Raw genomic sequence first — 22,820 nt, 5'->3', positions numbered from 1 at the left:
AATGCGCTAACCGCGACTCTATCCCTTATGCCTCCTCCAGTACTACCACCCGCTGCCCGGCGCGCACCGGCGAGCCCGGTTGCACACGCACTTCCCGCACCACGCCGTCGCGGGGTGCGGTGAGGGGTATTTCCATCTTCATCGACTCGAGGATCACCAGCACATCGCCGGCTTTCACCGTGCTGCCGGCCTCCACCTGCACCTGCCAGAGGTTGCCGGCGATGTGGCTGTCGATGCCATGCTGGCCGGCGCCGAGCGGGGCGTCCTCACCCACATCCGGGCCGACGTCCTCGACCTCGAAATGCGCCTGGCCGGAGTCGATCCAGCGCTGGCGTTCGGCGGCAAACGCCGCCCGCTGCTGGGTGCGGAAGGCGTCGATGCCCGCGGCTTCCTGGGTCAGGAAGTCCTGATAGTCGGCCAGGGCCAGCTCGCTGTCCTCTATGCGCAGATCAAAGCGGCCGAGCGGGAAGTCGCGGCGGATCTGCAGCAGTTCGGAGGCACTCACCGGGTAGAAGCGGATCTGGTCGAAGAAGCGCAGCAACCAGGGCTTGCCGTGGAAGGCGGCGACTTCGCGGTAGCGGTTCCACATCTGCAGGGTGCGGCCGACGAACTGGTAGCCGCCGGGGCCTTCCATGCCGTACACGCACATGTAGGCGCCGCCGATGCCCACCGAGTTCTCGGCGGTCCAGGTGCGCGCCGGGTTGTACTTGGTGGTCACCAGGCGGTGGCGCGGGTCCAGCGGCGTGGCTACCGGTGCGCCGAGGTAGACGTCACCCAGGCCCATCACCAGGTAGCTGGCGTCGAACACGGTCTTGTACACCTCGTCGAGGTTGGGCAGATCGTTGATACGGCGGATGAACTCCAGGTTGCTCGGGCACCAGGGCGCGTCCTTGCGTACCGTTGTCATGTATTTCTCGATCGCCAGTTGGCAGGCCGGGTCGTCCCAGGACAGCGGCAGATGCACGATGCGCGAGGGCACCTTGAGGTCCCGGGCGTTGCACACGTCGTCCCACAGGCCGGTGACGGTGTCGAGCAGGAGTTGCAGCGGCAGGGTTTCCGGTTGGTAGTGCACCTGCAGCGAACGGATGCCTGGGGTCAGGTCGATGACGCCCTCCAGTTGCTTGGCTTCCAGCGCCTGCATCAGCGCATGGCCGCGGAAGCGCAGGACCAGGTCCAGTTCCGGCTGGCCGATTTCCAGCAGCAGGTGGGTGTCGCCGGAGAGGCGGGCGACCAGGCGTTTGTCGCCTTCGCCGATGTCGAGAACGATGGGGGAGATAAGGTCGCTCGCGGACCAGCTCCCTCTCCCCTTGGGAGAGGGCAGGGGTGAGGGAGCTTGTGCATATGTAGAGTCCCTCACCCCCGGCCCCTCTCCCAGAGGGAGAGGGGAGAGGTCTGCGTAGGCATGATTTTGTGTCGTGGCCAGTTGTCGCGCCGTGGCGATATCCACCGGGATAAACCGAACCTTGTCGCCAGCCTTGAGCTGCCCCAGCTGCCACAGGTCGGCCTCGATGATGGTCACCGGGCAGACGAAGCCGCCCAGGCTCGGGCCGTCCGGGCCGAGGATCACCGGCATATCGCCGGTAAAGTCCACCGCGCCGATGGCATACGGATTGTCATGAATGTTGGAGGGGTGCAGGCCGGCTTCACCACCGCTGTCGCGCACCCACTCCGGTTTCGGGCCGATCAGGCGTACGCCGGTGCGACTGGAGTTGAAGTGCACTTCCCAGTCGGTGGCGAGGAAGGTGTCGATATAGGCCGGGGTGAAGTATTCCGGCGCGCCGTGCGGGCCGTAGATCACCCGCAGCTCGCGCACGGCGGGCAGTTCGTTGCACAGCGCGGCGGGCAGTTGCGCGCCGTTGCTCGTATCGCCGAGAGGTGGAATGTGCAGCACATCACCGGCGCGCAGGGCGCGGCCGCCATGGCCGCCGAACTGGCCGAGGGTAAAGGTGCTTTTGCTGCCCAGGTATTCCGGTACCTGCAGGCCGCCGCGCAGGGTGAGGTAGGAGCGTGCGCCGCTGCCGGCGATAGTGCCGAGGCTCAGGGTGCTGCCGGCCCTGATCAGCAGGGCTGTGTTCATTGGTTGCGCCACACCGTCTAGCGTCAGCGGGATTTCCGCGCCGGTCACCGCCACCACTGCCTCGGTGTTGAAGCGCAGTAGAGGGCCGCTCATGGTGATTTCCAGTCCGGCGGCGCCATCCTCGTTGCCTAGCAGGCGGTTGCCCAGGCGCAGGGCGCGGTCGTCCATCGGCCCGGACGGCGGTACGCCGACGGCCCAGTAGCCGAGGCGGCCGGGGAAGTCCTGCACGGTGGTCTGGGTGCCGGCGGACAGAACTTCGAAGGTGCTGGCGCGGTAGGTCAGACCTTCCAGGCAGCGGGTCCAGGGATTGCCTTCGGCGAAGGGCGCGTCACTGAGGATCTGACGCAGGTACTGGCGGTTGGTTTCCACGCCGTACAGCAGGGTATCGGCCAGGGCCTGGCTGAGGACGGCGCTGGCCTGCCCGCGAGTCGGTGCCCAGGTGATGAGCTTGGCGATCATCGGGTCGAAGTAGGGTGGAATCTCGCAGCCGGCTTCGACCCAGGTGTCGATGCGCAGGGCCTTGCCATCGGCTTTAGGGAATTCCACTGCGGTGAGCAGGCCGGGGCAGGGCTGGAAGTCGCGGCCCGGGTCTTCGGCATACAGGCGCGCCTGAATGGCGTGGCCGCTGGGTTCAAGGCCTTTGCCCAGTTCGCTGAGTGGCGGCAAATCGCCGGCCGCCAGCTCGATCATCCAGCGCACCAGGTCGACGCCCCACACCTGTTCGGTGACGCCGTGCTCGACCTGCAGGCGGGTGTTCACTTCGAGGAAGTAGAAGCGCTCGGCCTCGCTGTCGTAGACGAACTCCACGGTGCCGGCGCTGCGGTAATTCACGGCCCTGGCCAGCTTGATCGCGGCCGCACAGAGTTCCTCGGCCATGCCGGCCGGCAGGTTGGGTGCCGGGGTTTCTTCCAGCACCTTCTGGTTACGCCGCTGTACCGAGCAGTCGCGTACGCCGAGGGCGAGGACTTCGCCGCGCCCATCGCCAAATACCTGCACTTCCAGATGACGGGCGCGCTGGATGTACTTCTCGATGAACACGCCACTGTCGCTGAAGTTGTTCTGCCCCAGGCGCTTGACGGCCTCGAAGGCATCCGAGAGTTCTTCCGCGCTGCGGCACACGCGCATGCCGATGCCGCCACCGCCGGCGGTGCTTTTCAGCATCACCGGGTAGCCGACGGCTTCACCGGCCCTGAGCGCGGCGTCGAGGTTTTCCAGCAGCTCGGTGCCTTCCAGCATCGGCACGCCGTGCTGCTTGGCCAACGCGCGGGCGGTGTGCTTGAGGCCGAAGACGCGCAGCTGTTCCGGGGTGGGGCCGACAAAGGCGATGCCAGCGGCCTCGCAGGCTTCGGCGAAGGCAGCGTTTTCGGAGAGGAAGCCGTAGCCGGGGTGAATGGCTTGGGCGCCGCTGCGCTTGGCGATCCCCAGGATTTTCTCCACCACCAGATAGGTCTGGGCCGCCGGGCCTTCGCCCAGGCTATGGGCCTCGTCGGCCTGCTGCAGATGCAGGCTGGCGACGTCGGCTTCGGAGTAAACGGCGACACCTTTGACGTCGAGCTGGCGCAGGGTGCGCAGGATGCGGCAGGCAATGGCGCCGCGGTTGGCGATCAGAAGTTTGTCGAACATTCGAGGAGCCCTCGAAGGGTGGCGGGCCGTCCCGCCGCTATTCGGTCTGCACCACGGTCGTCCGGGGTGGGAAACGCTTTGCTCCCTCTCCCGCCGGGAGAGGGTTGGGGTGAGGGTTTGGTCAACTACTGCGGCTTGGTTTCCCTCACCCCCGACCCCTCTCCCGGAGGGAGAGGGGAGGAAGCTCTAAGGCACTGCCCCGAGCGGCTCTGGCACAGGCGGAACAACCACAGGCGCAATCCTTTCAGTCCCATACCAGCACCTCGGCCGGGGTGGGGTTGTAGGCGTTGCAGGGGTTGTTCAGTTGCGGGCAGTTGGAGATCAGCACGATCACGTCCATGTGCGCCTTGAGTTCCACGTACTTGCCCGGCGCCGAGAGGCCGTCCTCGAAGGTCAGGCCGCCCTCTGGAGTGACGGGCACGTTCATGAAGAAGTTGATATTGGCACCGAGGTCGCGCTTGCTCAGCCGGCCGTCGTGCAGCGCGCCGCGCAGGAAGTTGTCGCGGCAGCTGTGCATGTAGCGCTTGTCCAGGGCGTAGCGGACGGTGTTGCTCTCCTGGGCGCAGGCGCCGCCGAGGGTGTCGTGGCGTCCGCAGGTGTCGGCTGTGATGGTCAGCAGCGGGTTGCCGAGGTTGGACCAGAGCACGGTGCCGGTGGTCAGGTACACGCTGTTCTGCTTGCGCAGGGTGCGCTGCGGGTCGTAACGCTCGCGCGGGTTACGGGCCGAGAAGAACAGGGTGTCGACGGCCTGGTTGCCCTCCAGGTCGAGCAGGCGCAGGGTCTGCCCGGCCTTGACCTCGAACAGGTAGGGCTCGCCGGCCGGGATCACATGGCGGAACACGGCGGCTTCGGGGTGCAGGGTGCTTTCGATCAGGCTCATGGCATCAGCCCTCAGATATACAGACGTTCGGTGTTGTGGAAGCCGCGGCCGTTTTCCGGACGCGAGGTGCGGCACAGCACGCTGATGCCATCGCTCTGCACCTGCTGCCAGCTGAGCTGCACCGGCTTGGGTGAGTACGCAGGATTCGGGTCCATCGGGTGCTGCAGGGCGGTAAGCACCACCAGGGTGTCCATCGGCGCATACAGCTCGATGTAGTCGCCGGCTTTGGAGTTGCCGGCTTCGAAGTGGAAGCAGCCGTCGCTATCGACCGTGACCTTGCTGAACAGGTTGAGGTTCATCAGCAGGTCCGCGAGGCCAAGGTCCCACTTGCCCAGTTCCACCAGCAGGTTGTCCATGCCGTTGCGGAAGAAGCCGTTGCGCAGTTCCTGATAGCGGCCCTGGCCGTACTTCTCGGTCACTTCTGCCGCGTTGAGCAGGCCGCCCATGCTGTCATGCCAGCCGCAGGTGTCGGCGGTGATGGCGGTGAGGATTCTGCCCATATCCGAGTACAGGCAATGGCCGGCGGTGAGCTTGGCGGTGTGCTGGCACTTGAGGGTGTCCGGCAGGTTCAGGCGCTCGCTTTTCTCGTGGGCATTGAGCAGCAGCAGGCTGACGTTGGCGCCACCTTCGATATCGGTGATGCGCAGCAGCTGGCCGCGCTTGAGGACGAAGGAGGTGTGGCCGCCACCGGGGACGGTCTCCTCATAGAGGGTCGGGCGCAGGGCGAGAGAGGCAGTCATGCTCAGGCTCCTTGAAGTTGCGATTGCAGACGCTCGGTCAGCTGCACGGGCAGCGCGGCGCGGCGTTCGCTGTTGAGCGGAATGTCGTAGGTGATGCGCGCGCCGAAGGCATTGGGCGCATGCGGGTCGACACGCACCTTGTCGAATACCAGCAGGCGGGTGCCGAGGCTGAAACCTTCTGAGAGGTCATGGGTGACCATGAACACGGTCAGCCCGGTCTCGCGCCACAGCTCCAGCAACAGGGTGTGCATGTCCTTGCGGATGCCCGGGTCCAGCGCGCCGAAGGGTTCGTCCAGCAGTAGCACGCGTGGCCTGGTGATCAGCGCCTGGGCGATGGCCAGGCGCTGCTGCATGCCACCGGACAGCGCGCTGGGATACTTGTCCAGGGCGTGGCCGAGGCCGACCTTGCGCAGCAGCTCGGCGGCGCGCTCGCGCGCCTCGCGTTTGGCATTGCCGAACAGGCGGCCGAGCAGAGGCGAGCGCGGCAGCTCCAGGCCGATGGCGACGTTGTCCAGCACCGACAGGTGAGGGAACACCGAGTAGCGCTGGAATACCACGCCGCGGCTGGCATCCGGCTCGGCCACCAGCGGCTGGCCGGTCAGGAGGATCTCGCCCTTGCTCGGCCGCTCCTGGCCCAGCAGCAGGCGCAGGAAAGTCGACTTGCCGCAGCCGGAAGCGCCGACCAAGGTGCAGAACTCGCCTTCGCGCACGATCAGGTTGAGGCGCTCCAGCACTACCTGATCGCCGTATTCCTGCCAGACATTCTTGACCTGAATGAAGCTCATGCCTTGGCTCCTTCGTACCAGGGGAAGCACAGGCGGGCGAGCTGGCGCAGGCCCAGGTCCATCAGCCAGGCGAGCAGGGTGATCCACACCACGTAGGGCAGGATCACGTCCATGGCCAGGTAGCGGCGCACCAGGAAGATGCGGTAGCCCAGGCCGTCGGTACTGGCGATGGCCTCGGCGGCGATGAGGAACAGCCAGGCCGAACCGAGGACCAGGCGCAAAGCGATCAGCAGACGCGGCAGCAGTTGTGGCAGGACCACGCGCAGGATCAGGGTCCAGGTGTTGGCGCCGAGGGTCTGCGCCTTGATCAGCAGCTCGGCCGGGATTTCCCGGGCGCGCTGCTCCATGTCGCGGGCGAGGATCGGGGTGATACCGATCACGATCAGCATCACCTTGGACAGTTCACCCAGGCCGAAGACGATAAACAGGATCGGCAGGATCGCCAGCGGCGGGATCATCGACAGCACGGTCAGCAGCGGCGAAAGCGGTGCGCGCAGCAGCGGCAGGGTGCCGGCGGCGATGCCCAGGCATAGGCCGGCCAGTGCCGCGATACCGATGCCCATGCCCAGGCGGCCCAGACTGGAGGCGGTGTCCTGCCAGAACAGGTAGCCGCCGCTGCGCTTGTCTTCGGTGAAGGCCAGGCGCTGCACCGCATCGACCATCTGCGCCGCGCCGGGCAGCAGCTTGTCGTTGGGGTTCTCCGCCAGGCGCGCTGCGGAACCGGTGAAATAGACGAACAGCAGCAGGGCGAAGGGCAGCAGGATCAGCAGCAGGCGGCCGCCGCGGTCCGGGTGTCGATTGATCAGGCGCATGGTGTTCCTCGGAAGTTCACATTCCCCTCTCCCTCTGGGAGAGGGGCCAGGGGTGAGGGGGCTTCGGCCAATGCGGGCTTTCCCTCACCCCAGCCCTCTCCCGGAGGGAGAGGGGGCCATGGCTTCAGAGCTTGCCTTGCGCGGCCATCTCCATATAGGTCGGGTCGAAGCGCAGCTTGACGTTACCCTTGTCACCGGTCACCAGGCCGTTGGCGAACGCCATGCCGACCGCCTCGGCACTCTGCGCGCCTTCGCCGAGCAGGCCGTGGCTGAAGGAGAACTCGGCGACCTTGGTCATGGTGGCGGGCAGTTTCGGGCTGTTGACGAAGGCCACGGCATCCTTGGCCGCGTAGAACATCTTGGTCGCGGCCAGCTGTGCCTCGTAGCCGGCCAGGTCGGTGCCGGAAGCCTTGGCCATGTGTTCGCGGGCCGCCTTGCCGGCATCCGAGTCGGCGCTCATGGTGGCCATGATTTCGTACCAGGCACCGGTCAGGGCCTTGCCCAGTTCCGGGTTGTCCTTGAGGGTGTCGCTGTTGACCACCATCAGGTCGATGATTTCACCGGGGATCTGGCTGGAGTCGAACACCTTGGTCACGCCCGGGGTGGCTTCGATCTCGGCCAGCAGCGGGTTCCAGGTGGCCGCGGCCTTGACGTCCTCGGTGGCGAAGGCGGCGACCAGATCGGCGTCGGAGGTGTTGACTACCTTCAGGTCCTTTTCGCTCAGGCCGGCGCGCTCCAGGCCCCGGGCCAGCAGGTAGTGGGAGACGGACAGCTCGACCAGATTGACGTTCATGCCCTTGAGGTCGCCCAGGGTCTTCTTCTCACCCTTGAGCACGATGCCGTCATTGCCGTTGGAGAAGTCGCCGACGATCAGCGCGGTGCTGTCTACACCGCCGGCGGCAGGAATGGTCAGGGCGTCCATGTTGGTCATGGTGCAGCCGTCGAACTGGCCGGCGGTGTACTGGTTGATCGACTCGACGTAGTCGTTGAGTTGGGTGACCTTGATCTCGATCCCGTACTTCTTCGCCCACTTGTCGACGATGCCTTGGGTGGCGCCATACTCCCAGGGCATCCAGCCGGCGTAGATGGTCCAGCAGACATCGAACTGTTCTTTCTTTTCGGCGTGGGCGGGGAAGGCGAGGGCGGCGGCGAGGCCGGCGGAAAGCAGGGCGAGCAGCGGGGACTTGCGCATGGGTAGACCTCCAGTTCCAGGGATACGGGCAGGAGCGGCGCGGCACTGGCCTGTGCGCGTTCTCCCGGGCTTTTGTCCCGCCGTGTAACCCCTGTCGAGGTCGCCCACTCTCGGACCAGTCGCTCGCCGGGCTTGGCGAGCCGGAACCCTAGTCGGCCATTGCAAGTTGTAGTGCCGTGCCCCCTTGCGGGGTGCTTCTGCATGGTTCGGGTAAAGCGAACATCGTGCCAGCTATGTGCGAGGCCCAGGCTGCGGGCCTCGCGCTGCAGCGTGCGCCTTGCACTGGCAACGCACTGCGCGATGCTGGTGCAGGGTGTTCGCTATTGGTGCTTACAGCTGATTGTCGGCAGCCAGCTGCATATAGGCCGGGTTGAAGCGCAGCATGATCTGCGCGGGGTTGCCCAGCACGCGGTTGTCGCTGAAGGAAATGCCCAGGCGCTGCAGGCCCGGTCCTTCACCGAGCAGTTGCTGCGCATCGGCGAAGTTGGCGACGCGCTGCATCAGGTCCGGCATCTTCTCGCCACTGGCAAAGGCGGCCGCCGAGCGCGGGGCATAGAAGGAGCGGATGGTGCGCAGCTGTTCGTCGAAGTCTTCCGGGGTAGTGTCCGCTGCTCTGGCCATGCTGGCGCGGGCGGCTGCGCCAGCGGCGTTGGGCAGCCCCATCAGGCGCATGCCTTCGAACCAGGCGCCGGTGAGGGCGCGGCCGAGCTCCGGGTGCTGAGTCAGGGTCTGGCTGTTGATCACCAGCAGGTCGAGGATTTCCCCGGGTACATGGTGCGAGCTGAACACCTGCACGCTGTCGCCGTCCTGGCGCAAGTCGGAGAGGATCGGGTTCCAGGTCACCACTGCATCGCCTTTACCGCTGCGCCAGACCTGGGCCAGGTCCTTGTCCGAGACGTTCTCGATGGTGACGTCGGAAGGTTGCAGGTGAGCCCATTCCAGGGCGCGGCTGAGCAGGTAATGGGATACCGAGTTCTCCACCAGCAGGATGGTCTTGCCCTTGAGGTCCTTCAGGTCCTTGCTGCCGCCTCGCACCAGGATTCCGTCGGCGCCGGCGGAGAAATCGCCGACGATCAGCGCGGTGGAGTCAACGCCGGCGGCGGCCGGAATGGTCAGGGCGTCCATGTTGGTCATGGCGCAGGCGTCGTATTGGCCGGCGGTGTACTGCTCGATTGAGGCCACGTAGTCCGGTACCTGCTGGACCTGAATCTCGATGCCGTACTTCTTCGCCCACTTGTCGATGATGCCTTCCTCGGCCATGTAGCCCCACAGCATCCAGCCTGCGTAGATCGACCAGCAGACCTTGAACGGGCGTGTTTCTTGCGGTGTGGCATGAGCGGGCTGCAGGAGCAGCAGGGCGAGCAGTGAACAGGACAGCAGACGAGTGAGCATGACAACCTCGGAACAGTGGACGGGAGGCAGGATGGCGGTCGCCGTGCCGCGTGTTCTCCCGGGCTTTTGTCCCTCCGTGTGACCTCTGTCGAGGTTGCCCACTCTCGGACCAGTCACTCGCCCTGGTAGGCGAGCCGGAACCCTAGTCGGCCATTGCGATAGATTGATTGGCGACCGGTCGTTTGAGTCGATCATCCTGCAGGGAGGTCGTTAGCGAATGGCGTGCCAGAGCGGTTGGCTAATGATTTCACGGGGTGTGCAGGCGGAGGTTGCAGGTCTATTGCGCCAAATTGGGGCGACACGCCTTGCTGTGGTGCGTCTCTTGGGTGTGGGCAGTTTTGGCGCAGATTGACCGACGAACAGTGCCTGACCGTCGGGCGCATACTGCAATATCATCTTGACATCAATTCTTTATTACGCTGTAGAATTGACGTAATTCAAAAAATTCATAAATTCAAGATGTTTTTTTGACGCTGTTTTTTTGTCACGCCCGCTTGGGTTGCTGCTAAAACCGGAACTCTCAGTGTGAAGTTATGAGTGCCTCGAGCGATATCTCCAGTCTGTTCAAGTTGTTTGGCGGTCGCGCAGACCAGTATCAGGAAATCTCCAAGGAGAGCAGCGATACTGCCTCCCAGCGACGCTGGCCGGTGCTGTCAGGCGGCGAGCCTGCGGCGGCTGCGCCGGTAGTGGCGCAGGCACAGCCGACTGTCGAGCCGGTAGCCGAGCCTGTCCAGGCCGCTGCGCCGGTCGAGGCGCAGGCTGAGCCGGAAGCCGTATCCGCGTGGTCCGCTGCCGGACTGCGCAGCCTGCTGGCCAAGTTGGGCCAGGAGGCCCGCACGCAGGTCGAAGAGCCGGCTAAGCCTGTCGTCACGACGCCCAAGCTTGATCACATCCGCATTCTGGCGGTGGTCTCCGCCAAGGGCGGGGTCGGCAAGAGCACCCTGGCGGCCAACCTGGCGGCTGCGCTGCAGCGAGCCGGCCGGCCGGTGCTGGCGCTCGATCTGGACCCGCAGAACGCCCTGCATCATCACTTCCTCTCGGCCGACGAGCAGCAGGCGCTCGGCCAGCGCGGCATTGCCCATTTCGATCAGGACTGGCGCGAGCAGGGCATGTCCAGCGCCGAAGGCGTGTTCGTGCTGCCCCATGGTCTGGTCGAGGAGTCGCAGCGCCGTGACTTCGAGGCGCAGCTGCACAACGATCCGCAGTGGCTGGCGCGCCGCCTCAGCGATCTGCAACTGGCCGAGGGGGCGCTGGTCATCATCGATACACCGCCCGGACCATTCATCTACCTGCAGCAGGCGCTGAGCGTGGCCAACCTGGCACTGGTGGTGAGCCTGGCCGATGCGGCCTCCTACACCGCGCTGCCGATGATCGACGGTCTGATCAAGACTCACACGGCTGGGCGCAAGAGCTTCGTCGGCACCAGCTACCTGATCAATCAGGTGGATAACTCGCGCCAGCTGAGCCGCGATATCACCCAGATCATGCAGGGGTTGCTGGGCCAGCAGGTGGTGGGCACCGTGCATCGCGATCAGTCGATCACCGAGGCCCTGGCCTATAACCGCAATGTACTGGACTACGACCCGCAGGGGCGTGGCTGCCACGACATCCTCCACTGCGCCCAGGCCCTGGTCGAGCGCCTTGGGAGTACAGCACGGGTCGAGCAGCCCGCATGACCTGGCGCAGCGCGATGGCGGGTGCGCTGGCGCCGGCCGGGGGGCTCACGCGACTGCTGTCCAGGCCCCTGGGGCAGAACCTGCTGACGCTGGTGGCCCTGGTAGTGATGATCATCGTCATCGCCGCGCCGCTCGACCTGGAACAGCAGATGCTGTTTACCGCCGCCTGTATGGCGGCGGCGTTGTTATTGCGCCGGCGTGCCAATCGCCTGGCGATCCTGGCGATGATCGTGATGTCGGTGATCGCCTCGCTGCGCTACATGTACTGGCGCGTGACTTCCTCGCTGGGCTTCGAGAACCTGCTCGACATGCTGTTCGGCTACGGCCTGGTGCTGGCCGAGCTGTACGCCCTGCTGGTGCTGCTGCTGGGCTACCTGCAAACGGCCTGGCCGCTGCAGCGCAGGCCCTACCCGCTGCCTCGCGACACCGCCCTGTGGCCCACGGTGGATGTGTACATCCCCACCTACAACGAGCCGCTGGAAATCATCAAGCTCACCGCCTTCGCCGCCCAGGCCATCGATTGGCCCAAGGACAAGCTCAACGTCTACGTGCTCGATGACGGCCGCCGCGAGGAGTTTCGTGCTTTCTGCGCCGAGGCCGGGATCGGCTACATCATTCGCCCGGACAACTTCCACGCCAAGGCTGGCAACCTCAACCACGCGCTGAAGCTGACCCACGGCGACTACATCGCCATCTTCGACGCCGACCACGTGCCGACCCGCTCCTTCCTCCAGGTCGGCATGGGCTGGTTCCTGCGCGACCCCAAGCTGGCGATGCTGCAGACGCCGCACTTCTTCTTCTCGCCGGACCCCTTCGAGAAGAACCTCGACACCTTCCGTTCGGTGCCCAACGAGGGCGAGCTGTTCTATGGTCTGGTGCAGGACGGCAACGACCTGTGGAACGCCACCTTCTTCTGCGGCTCCTGCGCCATCATCAAGCGCGGCCCGCTGGAGGAAGTCGGCGGCATCGCCGTGGAGACCGTCACCGAGGACGCCCACACGGCCCTCAAGCTCAACCGCCTGGGCTACAACACCGCCTACCTGGCGCTGCCGCAGGCCGCCGGCCTGGCCACCGAGAGCCTGTCCGGGCACATCGGTCAGCGCATCCGCTGGGCGCGCGGCATGGCGCAGATCTTCCGCACCGACAACCCGTTGCTGGGCAAGGGGCTCAAGCTCGGCCAGCGGCTGTGCTACCTCAACGCCATGCTGCACTTTTTCTATGGCCTGCCGCGCCTGGTGTTCCTCACCGCGCCGCTGGCCTACCTGTTCTTCGGCGCGCAGATCTTCCAGGCCGAGGCCCTGCTGATCCTGGCCTATGCGCTGCCGCACATCCTCATCGCCAGCGTCACCAACTCGACCATCCAGGGGCGCTTCCGCCATTCCTTCTGGAACGAGGTCTACGAGTCGGTACTGGCCTGGTACATCATGCGTCCGGTGCTGCTGGCGATGGTCAACCCCAAGCTCGGCAAGTTCAACGTGACGGCCAAGGGCGGGGTGATCGACAAGAGCTATTTCGACTGGAAGATGGCCCGGCCCTATATCGTGGTGCTGGCTCTGAACGTGTTGGGCGTGCTGGCCGGCCTGTGGAAGCTGGGCTTCGATCCCGAGGTCAGCGTGGCCACCGTGCTGATCAACCTGACCTGGACCTTCTACAACATCGTCATCAGCGCCGCGTCGGTCGCGGTGGCCGCCGAAGCCCGGCAGATTCGTGCCGAGCCGCGGGTGTACGCCGAGCTGCCGGCCACCCTGAGCCTGGCCAACGGCAAGACCATCGTCTGCCGGACCAACGACTTCTCCCAGCGCGGCATCGGCATCGCCCTGCCGGAAGGGGCACATGTCGAGCGTGGCGAGCAGCTGCTGGTGTCGCTGTTCCGCGACAACGAGGAGTGCGTGTTCCCCGCCGTGGTGATGTTCTCCCGCGACGGCGTGCTGGGCCTGAACTTCCTCGAATTGAACCTTGAGCAGCAGCGCGAACTGACTCGCATGACCTTCTCGCGTGCCGACACCTGGGCCGCCACCTGGGGCCAGGGTGCTGTCGATACCCCGCTGGGCGCCCTGGCTGAAGTCTCCAGCATTGGCTGGCGCGGCATTCGCCTGCTGTCACGCGCCACCTTCGCCGAATTGCGTGTGCGCCTGCGCATCCCGTCTTTCCACCTTCGCTCCACCCCGAGGAACCCATGAGCCAGAAACGCAATGGACTGTCGTCCCTGTGTCTCGCATTGACCCTGCCGCTGCTGGCGGCATCCACCTGGGCCGAGGAGCCGGTCGAGGAGAGCGCCGTCGCCGTCGAGGGCGCTGCCGTCGAAGGTGGTGAGGTACCGGCGGAGGCCGTGCCGGTCGAGTTCGTGCCGACCTACAGCGCCACGCTCAAGCAGCTGGGCGCCAACTACACCATGCACCTGCGCGGCATCGAGGGCAGTGACAGCGTCAGCTTCGACGTGCGTGCCGACCAGGTGGTGAGCAAGGCGCGGGTCAAACTGGAGTACAGCTACTCGCCGGCGCTGCTGCCCGACCTGTCGCAGATCAACCTGATGGTCAACGACCAGGTGGCGGCCAGCCTGCCGGTGCCCAAGGAAACCGCCGGGACTCTGCAGCAGCAGGTACTGGACATCCCGCCGCACCTGATCACCGAATTCAACCGCCTGACCCTGCAGCTGATCGGCCACTACACCATGATGTGCGAGGACCCACTGCATTCCAGCCTGTGGGCCAAGGTCAGCAACACCAGCGAACTGCAGCTGGAGACCACCCAGATCGCCCTGCCGGACGACCTGGCCAAGCTGCCGCTGCCGTTCTTCGACAGCCGCGATTCGCGTTTGCTGGAGCTGCCCTTCGTGTTTGCCGGTGCGCCGGACAACCGCAGCCTGGAGGCCGCCGGCATGGTGTCCTCGTGGTTCGGCGCGCTGGCCAGCTATCGCGGTGCGCGTTTCCCGGTGAGCCTCGGCCAGCTGCCGGAGAAGGGCAATGCCATCGTCCTGCTCAGCGGTGCGGCCAGTGTCGACGGTGTGCCCGAGGCAACCGACAAGGGCCCCAGTCTGACCCTGATGGCGCACCCCGCCGACCCCTTTGGCAAGCTGCTGATCCTGCGTGGTGACGACACCGAGCAACTCAAGCAGGCCGCCCTGGCGCTGGTCACCGGCAGCCAGGTGCTGTCCGGCGCCCACGCCCGCATCGAGCGCATCGACAGCCTGGCGCCACGCGAACCCTATGACGCGCCGAACTGGCTGCCCAGCGATCGCCCGGTGCGCCTCGGCGAGCTGGCCGATGCCAAGCGCCTGAGCGTTTCCGGCTATGACCCGGGAACCATCAATCTGCCCATGCGCCTGCCGCCGGACCTGTTCAACTGGCGCCAGCCGGGCGTACCGCTGCACCTCAAGTACCGCTACACGCCACAGCCGGTGTCGACCAACTCGTCGCTGCTGATCAGTGTCGGCGGCAAGTTCATCAAGTCGCTGCCGCTGCCGTCGCAGGAGAACCTCGACAAGTCGCTGCTGGCCAAGCTGCAGGATGACAGCCTGCTGCGCGAGGCCAAGCTGATGCTGCCGCTGGACAGCCTGCCGTTGCAGTCGGCCCTGCAGCTGCGCTTCATGTACGACTACATCAAGCAGGGCGATTGCCGCGACATCATCATCGACAGCATGCGCGGTACCATCGAGCCGGATTCGACCCTGGACCTGAGCGATTACGAGCATTTCATCGCCATGCCCAACCTGGGCGTGTTCCAGAGCAGCGGCTTCCCGTTCACCCGCATGGCCGACCTGGCCGAGACCGCCGTGGTGATCCCGGCCGGCGCCAGTGCCGAGGAAATCTCCCTGCTGCTCGACCTGCTCGGTCGCTTCGGTGAGTCCACCGGTCTGCCGGCCAGCGGCGTCAGCGTGACCCAGGGCGACAACGATGCCGAGCTGGAAGACAAGGATCTGCTGGTGCTGGCCACCGGCAGCAACCAGCCGCTGCTGGAGCGCTGGGCTGACTGGCTGCCGGCGCAGATCAACGGTCGCGCCCGCTTCGAGCTGTCCGACCTGGTCCACCGCGTGCGTCACTGGGTGGACAGCGACAGCCGCGCCAACCTGCGTCCGGCGCGCAGCAACCTGATCCTCGACGGCGGTGCGGCCGGCGCCTACGTGACCGGCTTCGAGTCGCCGCTGACCAGCGAGCGCAGCGTGGTGGTGATCGCCGCCAGCGCTGCGGAGCGTCTGGGCGAAGTCAGCGCGGCCCTGCGTGGCGGCGAGGACTACGAGCAGTCCCTGCAGGGCAGCCTGGCGGTGGTCAACGGCACGCGCATCAACTCGCTGGTGGCTGACGAGCAATACCATGTCGGCGAGCTGGGCTGGTTCCGCTACCTGCAGTGGCTGCTGGCACACAACCTGGGCTGGATGCTGCTGCTTACCGCGCTGGGCGTCGGCCTGATCAGTCTGCTGCTGTTCGTCAGCCTGCGCGCGCGGGCCCGTGCCCGTCTGAACGGCTGAGGTCGGCCATGCGGCGTTTGTATCCGACTCTCTGCGCCGGCCTGCTGAGCCTCGTGCTCGGCAGCGCCGCGCAGGCTGCCTGCCCGGTCGACTGGCCACACTGGCAGCGCTTCGCCGAACACTGGATCCAGCCGGACGGCCGCGTCCTGGAGTCCAGTCTGGAGAAGAACCACAGCACCTCGGAGGGGCAGTCCTACGCGCTGTTCTTCGCCCTGGTGGCCAACGACCAGGCGCGTTTCGAGCGCATCTGGCGCTGGAGCCGCGAGAACCTCGCCGGCAACGATCCGCAGAACATCCTGCCAGCCTGGCTGTGGGGGCAGGGCAAGGATGGCCAGTGGCAGGTGCAGGACCCCAACTCCGCCTCCGACGCCGACCTGTGGTTCGTCTACGCCCTGCTGGAAGCCGACCGCCTGTGGCGCAAGCCCGAATACCGCGCCGATGCGCTGGCCCTTCTGGCGCAGATCAAGGCCCGAGAAACCACCGAGCTGCCAGGCCTGGGCCCCGTGTTGCTGCCGGGGCCGATCGGCTTCTCGCATATCGGCCATCTGTGGCGCATCAATCCCAGCTACCAGCCGTTGCCACTGCTGCGCCGCCTCGCCGCCGTCGACCCCAAGGGGCCGTGGAACGCCATCGCCCGGCACAGCGCGGTGTTGCAGGAGCAGGCCGGGCCGCATGGCTTCGCCGCCGACTGGATCGGTTACCGCGCCGTATCCGAGCGCGCCGGCCTGTTCGCCAGTGACCCGATGAAGGGCGACAGCGGCAGCTACGACGCCATTCGCGTCTACCTCTGGGCCGGCATGACCGACCCTGCCGACCCGCTGGCCAAGCCGCTGCTCGATAGCCTGTTCGGCATGGCGCGCGCCACGGCCTCCAGCGGATTGCCGCCGGAGAAGGTCGACGTGCGCACGGGCACCACCTCGGGGCAGAGCCCGAGCGGCTTCTCCGGCGCCCTGGTGCCGTACTTCCGCGCCAAGGGCCAGCCCTGGCTGGAAGAGCTGCAGGACCAGCGCGCGCGCGGCGCCATTGACCAGTGGATCGCCGGCACGGGTCCTGCGCCGTTCTATTACGACTACATGCTCAGCCTGTTCGGTCTCGGCTGGGCGGACAAGTACTACCGCTTCGCGGCCGATGGCCGTCTGCTACCGCTTTGGGAGTCTCCATGTTCCGCTACCGCCCGCTGACTCTGGCGCTGCTCGCCGCCCTGGCCCATGGCGGCGCCCAGGCCGAGGGCAACGATGCCCAGCGCCTGCTGATCGAGCAGGGACATTTCTGGCAGGCGCAGGACAAGCCCAAGCGCGCCGGCGAGGTCTGGCAGAAGCTGCTGCTGATCGATGCGGCGCAGCCGGATGCGCTCTATGGCCTGGGCTTCATCGCAGTCAAGGACGGTGACCTGGCCAGCGCTGGTGGCTACCTGCAGCGCCTGCAGGCCATCCAGCCGCTGCCGCGCCAGGCGCTGCTGCTGGAGCAGGACATCCGCCTGGCCGATCCGGCCAATCAGAAGCTGCTCGACGAGGCCCGCCTGCTGGTCGAGAGCGACCAGCGCGCGAAGGCGGCCGAAGTCTATCGCCGTGCGCTGGGCGGCAAGCCTGCGCAGGGACAGATCGGCCTGGAGTTCTACAACAACCTGGGCTACGTCGATGCGCACTGGGCCGAGGCCCGCAGCGGCATGGAGCGTATCCACCGCGAGTACCCGGATGACCCCTATGCCGCGCTGTTCCTGGCCAAGCACCTGGCGCGCAACCAGGGCGCACGCGAGGAGGGCATCCGCGCCCTGGCCAAGCTGGCCGAGCGCGAGGATATCGGGGGCGACGCCGACGAAAGCTGGCGCCTGGCGCTGACCTGGATCGGCCCGCCCAACAAGGCGCAGCAGCCGCTGTTCGAACAGTTCCTCAAGACTCATCCGGACGACGAGGAAATCCGCGCGCTGCTGGTCAAGGGCCGCACTCAGCCCGCCAGCGGCGCGGCGGCCTGGCGCCGTGACCCGCAGCTCGACCGCGGCCTCAAGGCACTGGAGAAAGGCGAACTGCAGGTGGCCGAGCGCGAGTTGAGCGCCTACCTGGAGAAGCACCCCAAGGACCCCGATGCTCTCGGCGGGCTGGGCATCCTGCGCCAGCGCCAGGAGCGCTTCGAGGATGCCGAGCTGCTGCTCACCCGTGCTGTGAAGGGCGGTGGTGGCCGCGCCTGGCAGAGTGCGCTGGACGATGTGCGCTACTGGTCGCTGCTGCAGCGTGCGCGCGACAACATCGCCAACGCGCGCAATGCCGATGCCCGCCTGCAACTGGAGCAGGCGCGCCGGCTCAAGCCCAAGGATGCCGAGGCCGTACTGAGCCTGGCCGAGCTGCAGGCCCAGCAGGGCGAGCTCGCGGCCGCCGAAGCCGGCTATCGCCAGGCGCTGCAGCTGGGCCAGCAGCAGGCGCGCGCCCTGCGCGGCCTGGTGCAGGTGCTGGGTGGCCAGGGCAAGGCCGACGAGGCCCTGCGCGAACTGGACAAGCTGCCCAAGGCCGAGCGCGAGAAGATCGGCAGCCTCAGCCAGCTGCGTGCCGAGCAGGCGCTGCAGCGCGCCCGCGCCGCCGAACAGCGGGGCGACAGCGCCGGCATGCGCCGCGAGCTGGAAAACGCCCTGCGCGACGATCCGAACAATGCCTGGGCACGCTTTGCCCTGGCCCGCCTGTACGTTGATCTGGGTGCCGTGGACGAGGCGCGCAGCCTGGTCGATGGCCTGTTGCAGACCCAGCCGAACGACCGCGACGCGCTCTACACCAGCGCGCTGCTGTCCATGCAGCTGGGCGACTGGCGCAAGGCCCAGGCGACTCTCGCGCGCATCCCGCGCGACGCGCGCAATTCGGACGTCAGCCGATTGGTGGCGGAAGTGGATTTCAACCTGCAGATGCAGGAAATCGAGCGCCTCAACCGCAGTGGTCGGCGCGCCGAGGCCCGTGCCTTCCTCGGCCGCATCGAGCCGCTGGCCCAGGGCAAGCCGGCGCGCCTGGCCAGCATGGCTTCGGCCTACGCCGATGCCGACGACCCGCAGCGTGCCATGGTCATCATGCGCGACCTGCTGGCACGCAGCCCGCGCAATGACCTGTCGCTGACCCTGAGCTATGCCGGCGTGCTGCTTCGCGCCGAGCAGGACACCGAGGTGGCCGCCATTCTGCGCGACCTGCAGGGCCGCAGCATGACGGTGGAGCAGCGCAAGCAGTACGACGATCTGCTGTTCCACTACCGCGTGCGCCAGGCCGAGCAGCTGCGCCTGCGCGGTGAGCTGGCCGCAGCCTACGACACCCTGGCGCCGGCACTGGCGCAGCGCCCGCAGGACCCGCTGGCGGTTTCGGCGCTGGCGCGCATGTACGGCGCCAACGGCAACACCGCCAAGGCCCTGGAGCTGTTCAAGCCGCTGGTGCAGCGTTTTCCGCAGGACGCCAACCTGCAGGTCGGTGCCGCCGATATGGCCGCCCAGCAGGCCGAGAACGGCTACGCCGAGGAGCGCCTGGAGCAGGCGCTGAAGCTGGCACCCAACGATGTCGACATCCTCAGCACCGCTGCCCGTGTGTACCGCTACCTCGGCCGTACCGGTACCGCGGCCGAGCTGCTGAGCAAGGTGGTGGCCCAGGAGAAGCGCGAACAGACCCCGAGCTACGCCGCCAGCACCCGTCCGGCCAGCGCGCCGGCCAACCCCTTCGCCGGTGTTGGCAGCCTGGCCGCAGCACCTGCCGCGATTCCCGACCCGGTATCGACCCTGCCGACGCCGGTCGAACGTCCGCGCCTGACGCTGGACGATATTCCGGCTCCGGCGAGCAGCCAGCCGCGTGCCCCGGCCCGTGCCGAGCTGCCGGTGGCCACCGCGCGTGACAGCCTGCTGGCCCTGGAGCCCGCGCCGGCACCGACGACCACCCTGGCCGCCGCCGAGCCTGCCCCGCGCAACCCCTTCCTGCCGGGTGCCGAGGAGGAGGTGGACCCGCGTGCCGGGATGAGCGAGGCGGCACGCGCGCTGGACGATATCCTGCAGCAGCGCAGCCCTTACCTGGTGCAGGGCGTGACGGTGCGGACCAATGACAGCGAGTCCGGCCTGAGCAAGATCACCGATGTGCAGGCGCCGTTCGAGGCCAGCATGCCGCTCGGCGACAATCGCCTGGCCTTGCGCGTGACCCCCGTCTCGCTGAACGCCGGCAGTCTGGACGACAGTGCCCGTGATCGTTTCGGCGGCGGTCCGCAGGCGACCCTGGATAACCCGGGCATGTCGCCCGGCTCGCAGAAGGATTCCGGTGTCGGTTTGGCCGTGGCCTTCGAGAACCCCGGTGCGGGCCTCAAGGCCGACATCGGCACCACGCCGCAGGGTTTCCTCTACAGCACTGCGGTCGGTGGCGTCAGCGTCGAGCGCGCCGTGCCCGGCAACCCGGACCTGCACTGGAACGTCGGCGTGTCGCGGCGCGCGGTCACCGACAGCCTGCTGTCGTTCGCCGGCGCCGAGGACAAACGCACCGGGCAGAAGTGGGGCGGCGTCACCGCCAACGGCGGACGTGCCCAGCTGGCCTTCGATGACCGCGAAATGGGCGCCTATGCCTATGCCGGCTGGCATCGCCTGCTTGGCAACAACGTCGAGGACAACGACCGGGTGGAGGCGGGCACCGGCGTCTACTGGTACCTGCAGAACGACGAGCAGAGCCAGGCCACCATCGGTCTCGACCTGCTCGGCATCGGTTATCGCGAGAACCTCGGCTACTTCACCTATGGCCACGGCGGCTACTTCAGCCCGCAGAGCTTCTTCGCCCTGGGCGTGCCGGTCAGCTGGGCGCAGCGTTATGACCGCCTGAGCTTCCAGCTGCGCGGCTCGGTCGGCGTGCAGGCGATCAATCAGGACGAGGCCGACTTCTTCCCCGGCGACCGTGCGAAACAGGCTGAGGCCAGTCGTGCGCTGGGCTACGAGGCGGTCTACGGCAGCGATAACAGCACCGGTATCGGCTACAACCTGGCCGGCGCCGCCGAATACAAGCTGGGCGACCACCTGTTCCTCGGTGGTCACGTCGGCGTCGACAACGCCCAGGACTACCGCCAGTGGAATGGCGGCCTGTACCTGCGCTACATGCTTGAACGCATGACCGGCCCGATGCCGCTGCCCGTTTCTCCCTATCAATCCCCCTACGCGAAATAAGGATTCCCATGGCTTCCTCCCTGCTTGCCGGCCTGTCGATCCTGATCATTGGCGACAGCCATATGGCCACTCCCAACTACCTGATCGGCGGTCTGCACGACGACCTCACCCGCAAGGGCGCCAACGTCCATTCCATCGGTATCTGCGGGGCCAATGCCGGCGACTGGCTGAAGGTCTCCCCGGGCGGCAACTGCGGCGCTGCCGAGCGCCGTGGCAAGGAGCCGGCCCAGGTGCTGCGCGGCAAGGCCAGCACCACGCCGATCAAGGAGCTGATCGCCAAGGACAAGCCGGACCTGGTGCTGATCGTGATCGGCGACACCATGGCCGGCTACGACAAGCCGTCCTTCCCCAAGGCCTGGATCTGGCAGCAGACCACCAGCCTGACCAAGGCCATCGGCGCCACCGGCACCCAATGTGCCTGGATTGGCCCGAACTGGGGTACCGAGGGCGGCAAGTACGGCAAGACCTACGCCAAGGTGAAGCAGATGTCGGCTTTCCTCGCCGCCAACGTGGCACCGTGCAGCTATGTCGACTCGCTGAAATTCTCCAAGCCGGGCGAGTGGGCCACCACCGACGGTCAGCACCTCAACGTGCAGGGCTACCAGAAGTGGGGCGCGGCCATCAGCGCCGAGCTGGAGAAAGTGCGCAAGGGCGCTGCCCAGTAAGCCCGGTATTCCTCTTTACGCAGTGAACGATTCAAGGAGTTTCAGATGTCTTCTTCCGTACTGGCCGGCCTGACCCTTCTGGTGCTCGGCGAAAGCCACATGAGCCTGCAGAACCACCTGACCGAACCGCTCAATGCGGCACTGGTGGCCAAAGGCGCCAACGTGCACTCCATCGGCGCCTGCGGTGCCAGCGCAGCCGACTGGCTGGTGACCAAGAAGGTTGACTGCGGTGCCGTGCAGGACAACAACGGCAAGCTCGTGCTCAAGGGCAGTGGCGCCACCACCACGCCGATCAAGGAGCTGATCGCGCAGCAGAAACCGGATGTGGTGGTGCTGGTCATCGGCGACACCATGGCCTCCTACGACAAGCCGGCCTTTCCCAAGGCCTGGGCCTGGCAGAGCGTGACCAACCTGACCAAGGCCATCGCTGCCACCGGCACCAAGTGCGTGTGGGTCGGCCCGGCCTGGGGCAAGGTTGGTGGCAAGTACAAGAAGAACGACCAGCGCACCCAGTTCATGTCGCAGTTCCTCGCCGCCAACGTGGCGCCCTGCACCTATGTCGACTCGCTGAAGATGTCCAAGCCGGGGCAGTGGGTGACCACCGATGGCCAGCACTTCACCGTGGCCGGCTACAAGGCCTGGGGCAATGCCATCGCCGAGGCGATGAGCAAGCTGCCGGCCGCCAGCCTGAAAGGAGGCAAATGATGAAGCGCGTGCTGCTCGGTCTGTTCGCTGTGCTGCCGCTGGGCCAGGCCCTGGCGGCGGAGATTCCGCTGTATCCCACCGGCCCCAGCGAAGATTCGGCCTTCCTGCGCTTCTTCAACGCCGGCGAGACGCCGCTGGAGCTGAATGCCGCCAACGGCGCCAGTCTGCGCCTGGAAGGCGAGCAGCGTGCCTCCGATTTCCTCACCGTGCCGGCCGGCAAGCCGATCCAGGGCAGCCTGAAGCAGGGCGACGCGCAGCAGGCGCTGGATGTCAGTGTCGAGCCGGGTGAGTTCGCCACCGTGGTCGGCCTTGGTAACGGCAAGGAACTGCGCCTGGTGACCCTGCGCGAGCAGCCGGACGATTTCAACGCCCTGAAAGCCTCGCTGGCCTTCTACAGCCTCGATGGCAGTTGCGCCAACGCCGGCCTGCAAGCCGCCGGGCGTAATGTCGACATCTTCAAGGATGTCGCCGAAGGCAGCCTGCAGCGGCGTTCGATCAACCCGCTGAAGCTGTCCGTACAGCTGCGTTGCGGCGGTGCCGCCGTCGGCCAGCCGCTGGACCTCGGCCAACTGGCCGCCGGCCAGCGCTACACCCTGTTCCTGGTGCCCTCGGCCCAGGGTCCGCGCCTGTTCCAGGCCGTCGACAACCTGGCTAACTAA

The 22,820-nt window shown here is 66.7% G+C and carries 15 protein-coding genes and 2 riboswitches; of the genes, 8 read left to right on the top strand and 7 right to left on the bottom strand.

The genetic code is table 11. The annotated features are described in order from the left end of the window. Positions 1 to 25 precede the first annotated feature (25 nt). From uca to ACOAPY_RS15515, 7 genes are all read right to left on the bottom strand, one after another. Positions 26 to 3,700, bottom strand: a complete 3,675-nt coding sequence (gene uca / locus ACOAPY_RS15545) for an urea carboxylase (protein WP_465153896.1) — start codon at positions 3,698 to 3,700, stop codon at positions 26 to 28. 244 nt (positions 3,701 to 3,944) lie between these two features. Then, on the bottom strand, positions 3,945 to 4,580 hold the full coding sequence (locus tag ACOAPY_RS15540) for an urea amidolyase associated protein UAAP2 (RefSeq protein WP_142135209.1): 636 nt from the start codon (positions 4,578 to 4,580) through the stop codon (positions 3,945 to 3,947). Between the two features lie 11 nt (positions 4,581 to 4,591). After that, positions 4,592 to 5,320, bottom strand: coding sequence for an urea amidolyase associated protein UAAP1 (locus ACOAPY_RS15535; protein WP_465153895.1), 729 nt, complete (start codon positions 5,318 to 5,320; stop codon positions 4,592 to 4,594). A gap of 2 nt (positions 5,321 to 5,322) precedes the next feature. Beyond that, the gene (locus ACOAPY_RS15530; RefSeq protein WP_465153894.1) at positions 5,323 to 6,105 is read right to left on the bottom strand and encodes an ABC transporter ATP-binding protein; all 783 of its coding nucleotides are present in this window, start codon (positions 6,103 to 6,105) and stop codon (positions 5,323 to 5,325) included. Then, positions 6,102 to 6,917, bottom strand: coding sequence for an ABC transporter permease (locus tag ACOAPY_RS15525; RefSeq protein ID WP_465153893.1), 816 nt, complete (start codon positions 6,915 to 6,917; stop codon positions 6,102 to 6,104). The genes ACOAPY_RS15530 and ACOAPY_RS15525 overlap by 4 nt, the downstream gene beginning before the upstream one ends. Positions 6,918 to 7,041: 124 nt before the next feature. Further along, a complete protein-coding gene (locus ACOAPY_RS15520; RefSeq protein WP_465153892.1) occupies positions 7,042 to 8,109 on the bottom strand; it encodes a putative urea ABC transporter substrate-binding protein in 1,068 nt (355 codons plus the stop codon). Between the two features lie 59 nt (positions 8,110 to 8,168). After that, positions 8,169 to 8,272: riboswitch (guanidine-I (ykkC/yxkD leader) on the bottom strand. Between the two features lie 167 nt (positions 8,273 to 8,439). Further along, positions 8,440 to 9,501, bottom strand: coding sequence for a putative urea ABC transporter substrate-binding protein (locus tag ACOAPY_RS15515; protein ID WP_076579448.1), 1,062 nt, complete (start codon positions 9,499 to 9,501; stop codon positions 8,440 to 8,442). Between the two features lie 53 nt (positions 9,502 to 9,554). Next, positions 9,555 to 9,658: riboswitch (guanidine-I (ykkC/yxkD leader) on the bottom strand. A 376-nt stretch (positions 9,659 to 10,034) separates the two neighbouring features. On the opposite strand from ACOAPY_RS15515, the gene bcsQ reads away from it, so the two are divergent. The 8 genes from bcsQ to ACOAPY_RS15475 are packed head-to-tail and all read left to right on the top strand — an operon-like array spanning position 10,035 to position 22,820. Beyond that, the gene (bcsQ, locus tag ACOAPY_RS15510) at positions 10,035 to 11,177 is read left to right on the top strand and encodes a cellulose biosynthesis protein BcsQ (RefSeq protein ID WP_465153891.1); all 1,143 of its coding nucleotides are present in this window, start codon (positions 10,035 to 10,037) and stop codon (positions 11,175 to 11,177) included. After that, the gene (gene bcsA / locus ACOAPY_RS15505) at positions 11,174 to 13,357 is read left to right on the top strand and encodes a UDP-forming cellulose synthase catalytic subunit (protein WP_076579446.1); all 2,184 of its coding nucleotides are present in this window, start codon (positions 11,174 to 11,176) and stop codon (positions 13,355 to 13,357) included. The genes bcsQ and bcsA overlap by 4 nt, the downstream gene beginning before the upstream one ends. Further along, positions 13,354 to 15,642: a cellulose biosynthesis cyclic di-GMP-binding regulatory protein BcsB gene (gene bcsB / locus ACOAPY_RS15500; RefSeq protein ID WP_465153890.1), complete on the top strand. Its 2,289-nt coding sequence runs from the start codon at positions 13,354 to 13,356 to the stop codon at positions 15,640 to 15,642. The genes bcsA and bcsB overlap by 4 nt, the downstream gene beginning before the upstream one ends. 8 nt (positions 15,643 to 15,650) lie before the next feature. After that, a complete protein-coding gene (bcsZ, locus tag ACOAPY_RS15495) occupies positions 15,651 to 16,823 on the top strand; it encodes a cellulose synthase complex periplasmic endoglucanase BcsZ (protein WP_465153889.1) in 1,173 nt (390 codons plus the stop codon). After that, positions 16,802 to 20,791, top strand: a complete 3,990-nt coding sequence (locus tag ACOAPY_RS15490; RefSeq protein WP_465153888.1) for a cellulose biosynthesis protein BcsC — start codon at positions 16,802 to 16,804, stop codon at positions 20,789 to 20,791. Before bcsZ ends, ACOAPY_RS15490 begins: the two co-directional genes overlap by 22 nt. 8 nt (positions 20,792 to 20,799) lie before the next feature. Beyond that, positions 20,800 to 21,456, top strand: a complete 657-nt coding sequence (locus ACOAPY_RS15485; protein ID WP_142135197.1) for an SGNH/GDSL hydrolase family protein — start codon at positions 20,800 to 20,802, stop codon at positions 21,454 to 21,456. A 45-nt stretch (positions 21,457 to 21,501) separates the two neighbouring features. Continuing rightward, positions 21,502 to 22,161: an SGNH/GDSL hydrolase family protein gene (locus ACOAPY_RS15480; protein ID WP_076579438.1), complete on the top strand. Its 660-nt coding sequence runs from the start codon at positions 21,502 to 21,504 to the stop codon at positions 22,159 to 22,161. After that, on the top strand, positions 22,161 to 22,820 hold the full coding sequence (locus ACOAPY_RS15475) for an alginate O-acetyltransferase AlgF (protein ID WP_076579436.1): 660 nt from the start codon (positions 22,161 to 22,163) through the stop codon (positions 22,818 to 22,820). Before ACOAPY_RS15480 ends, ACOAPY_RS15475 begins: the two co-directional genes overlap by 1 nt.

Origin of the sequence: Pseudomonas stagnisoli (genome assembly GCF_048595745.1) — a bacterium.
Lineage (GTDB): Bacteria > Pseudomonadota > Gammaproteobacteria > Pseudomonadales > Pseudomonadaceae > Aquipseudomonas > Aquipseudomonas alcaligenes_A.
Note: the sequence above shows the minus strand (reverse complement) of the source record. Positions and strands in the feature narration are given on the sequence as shown.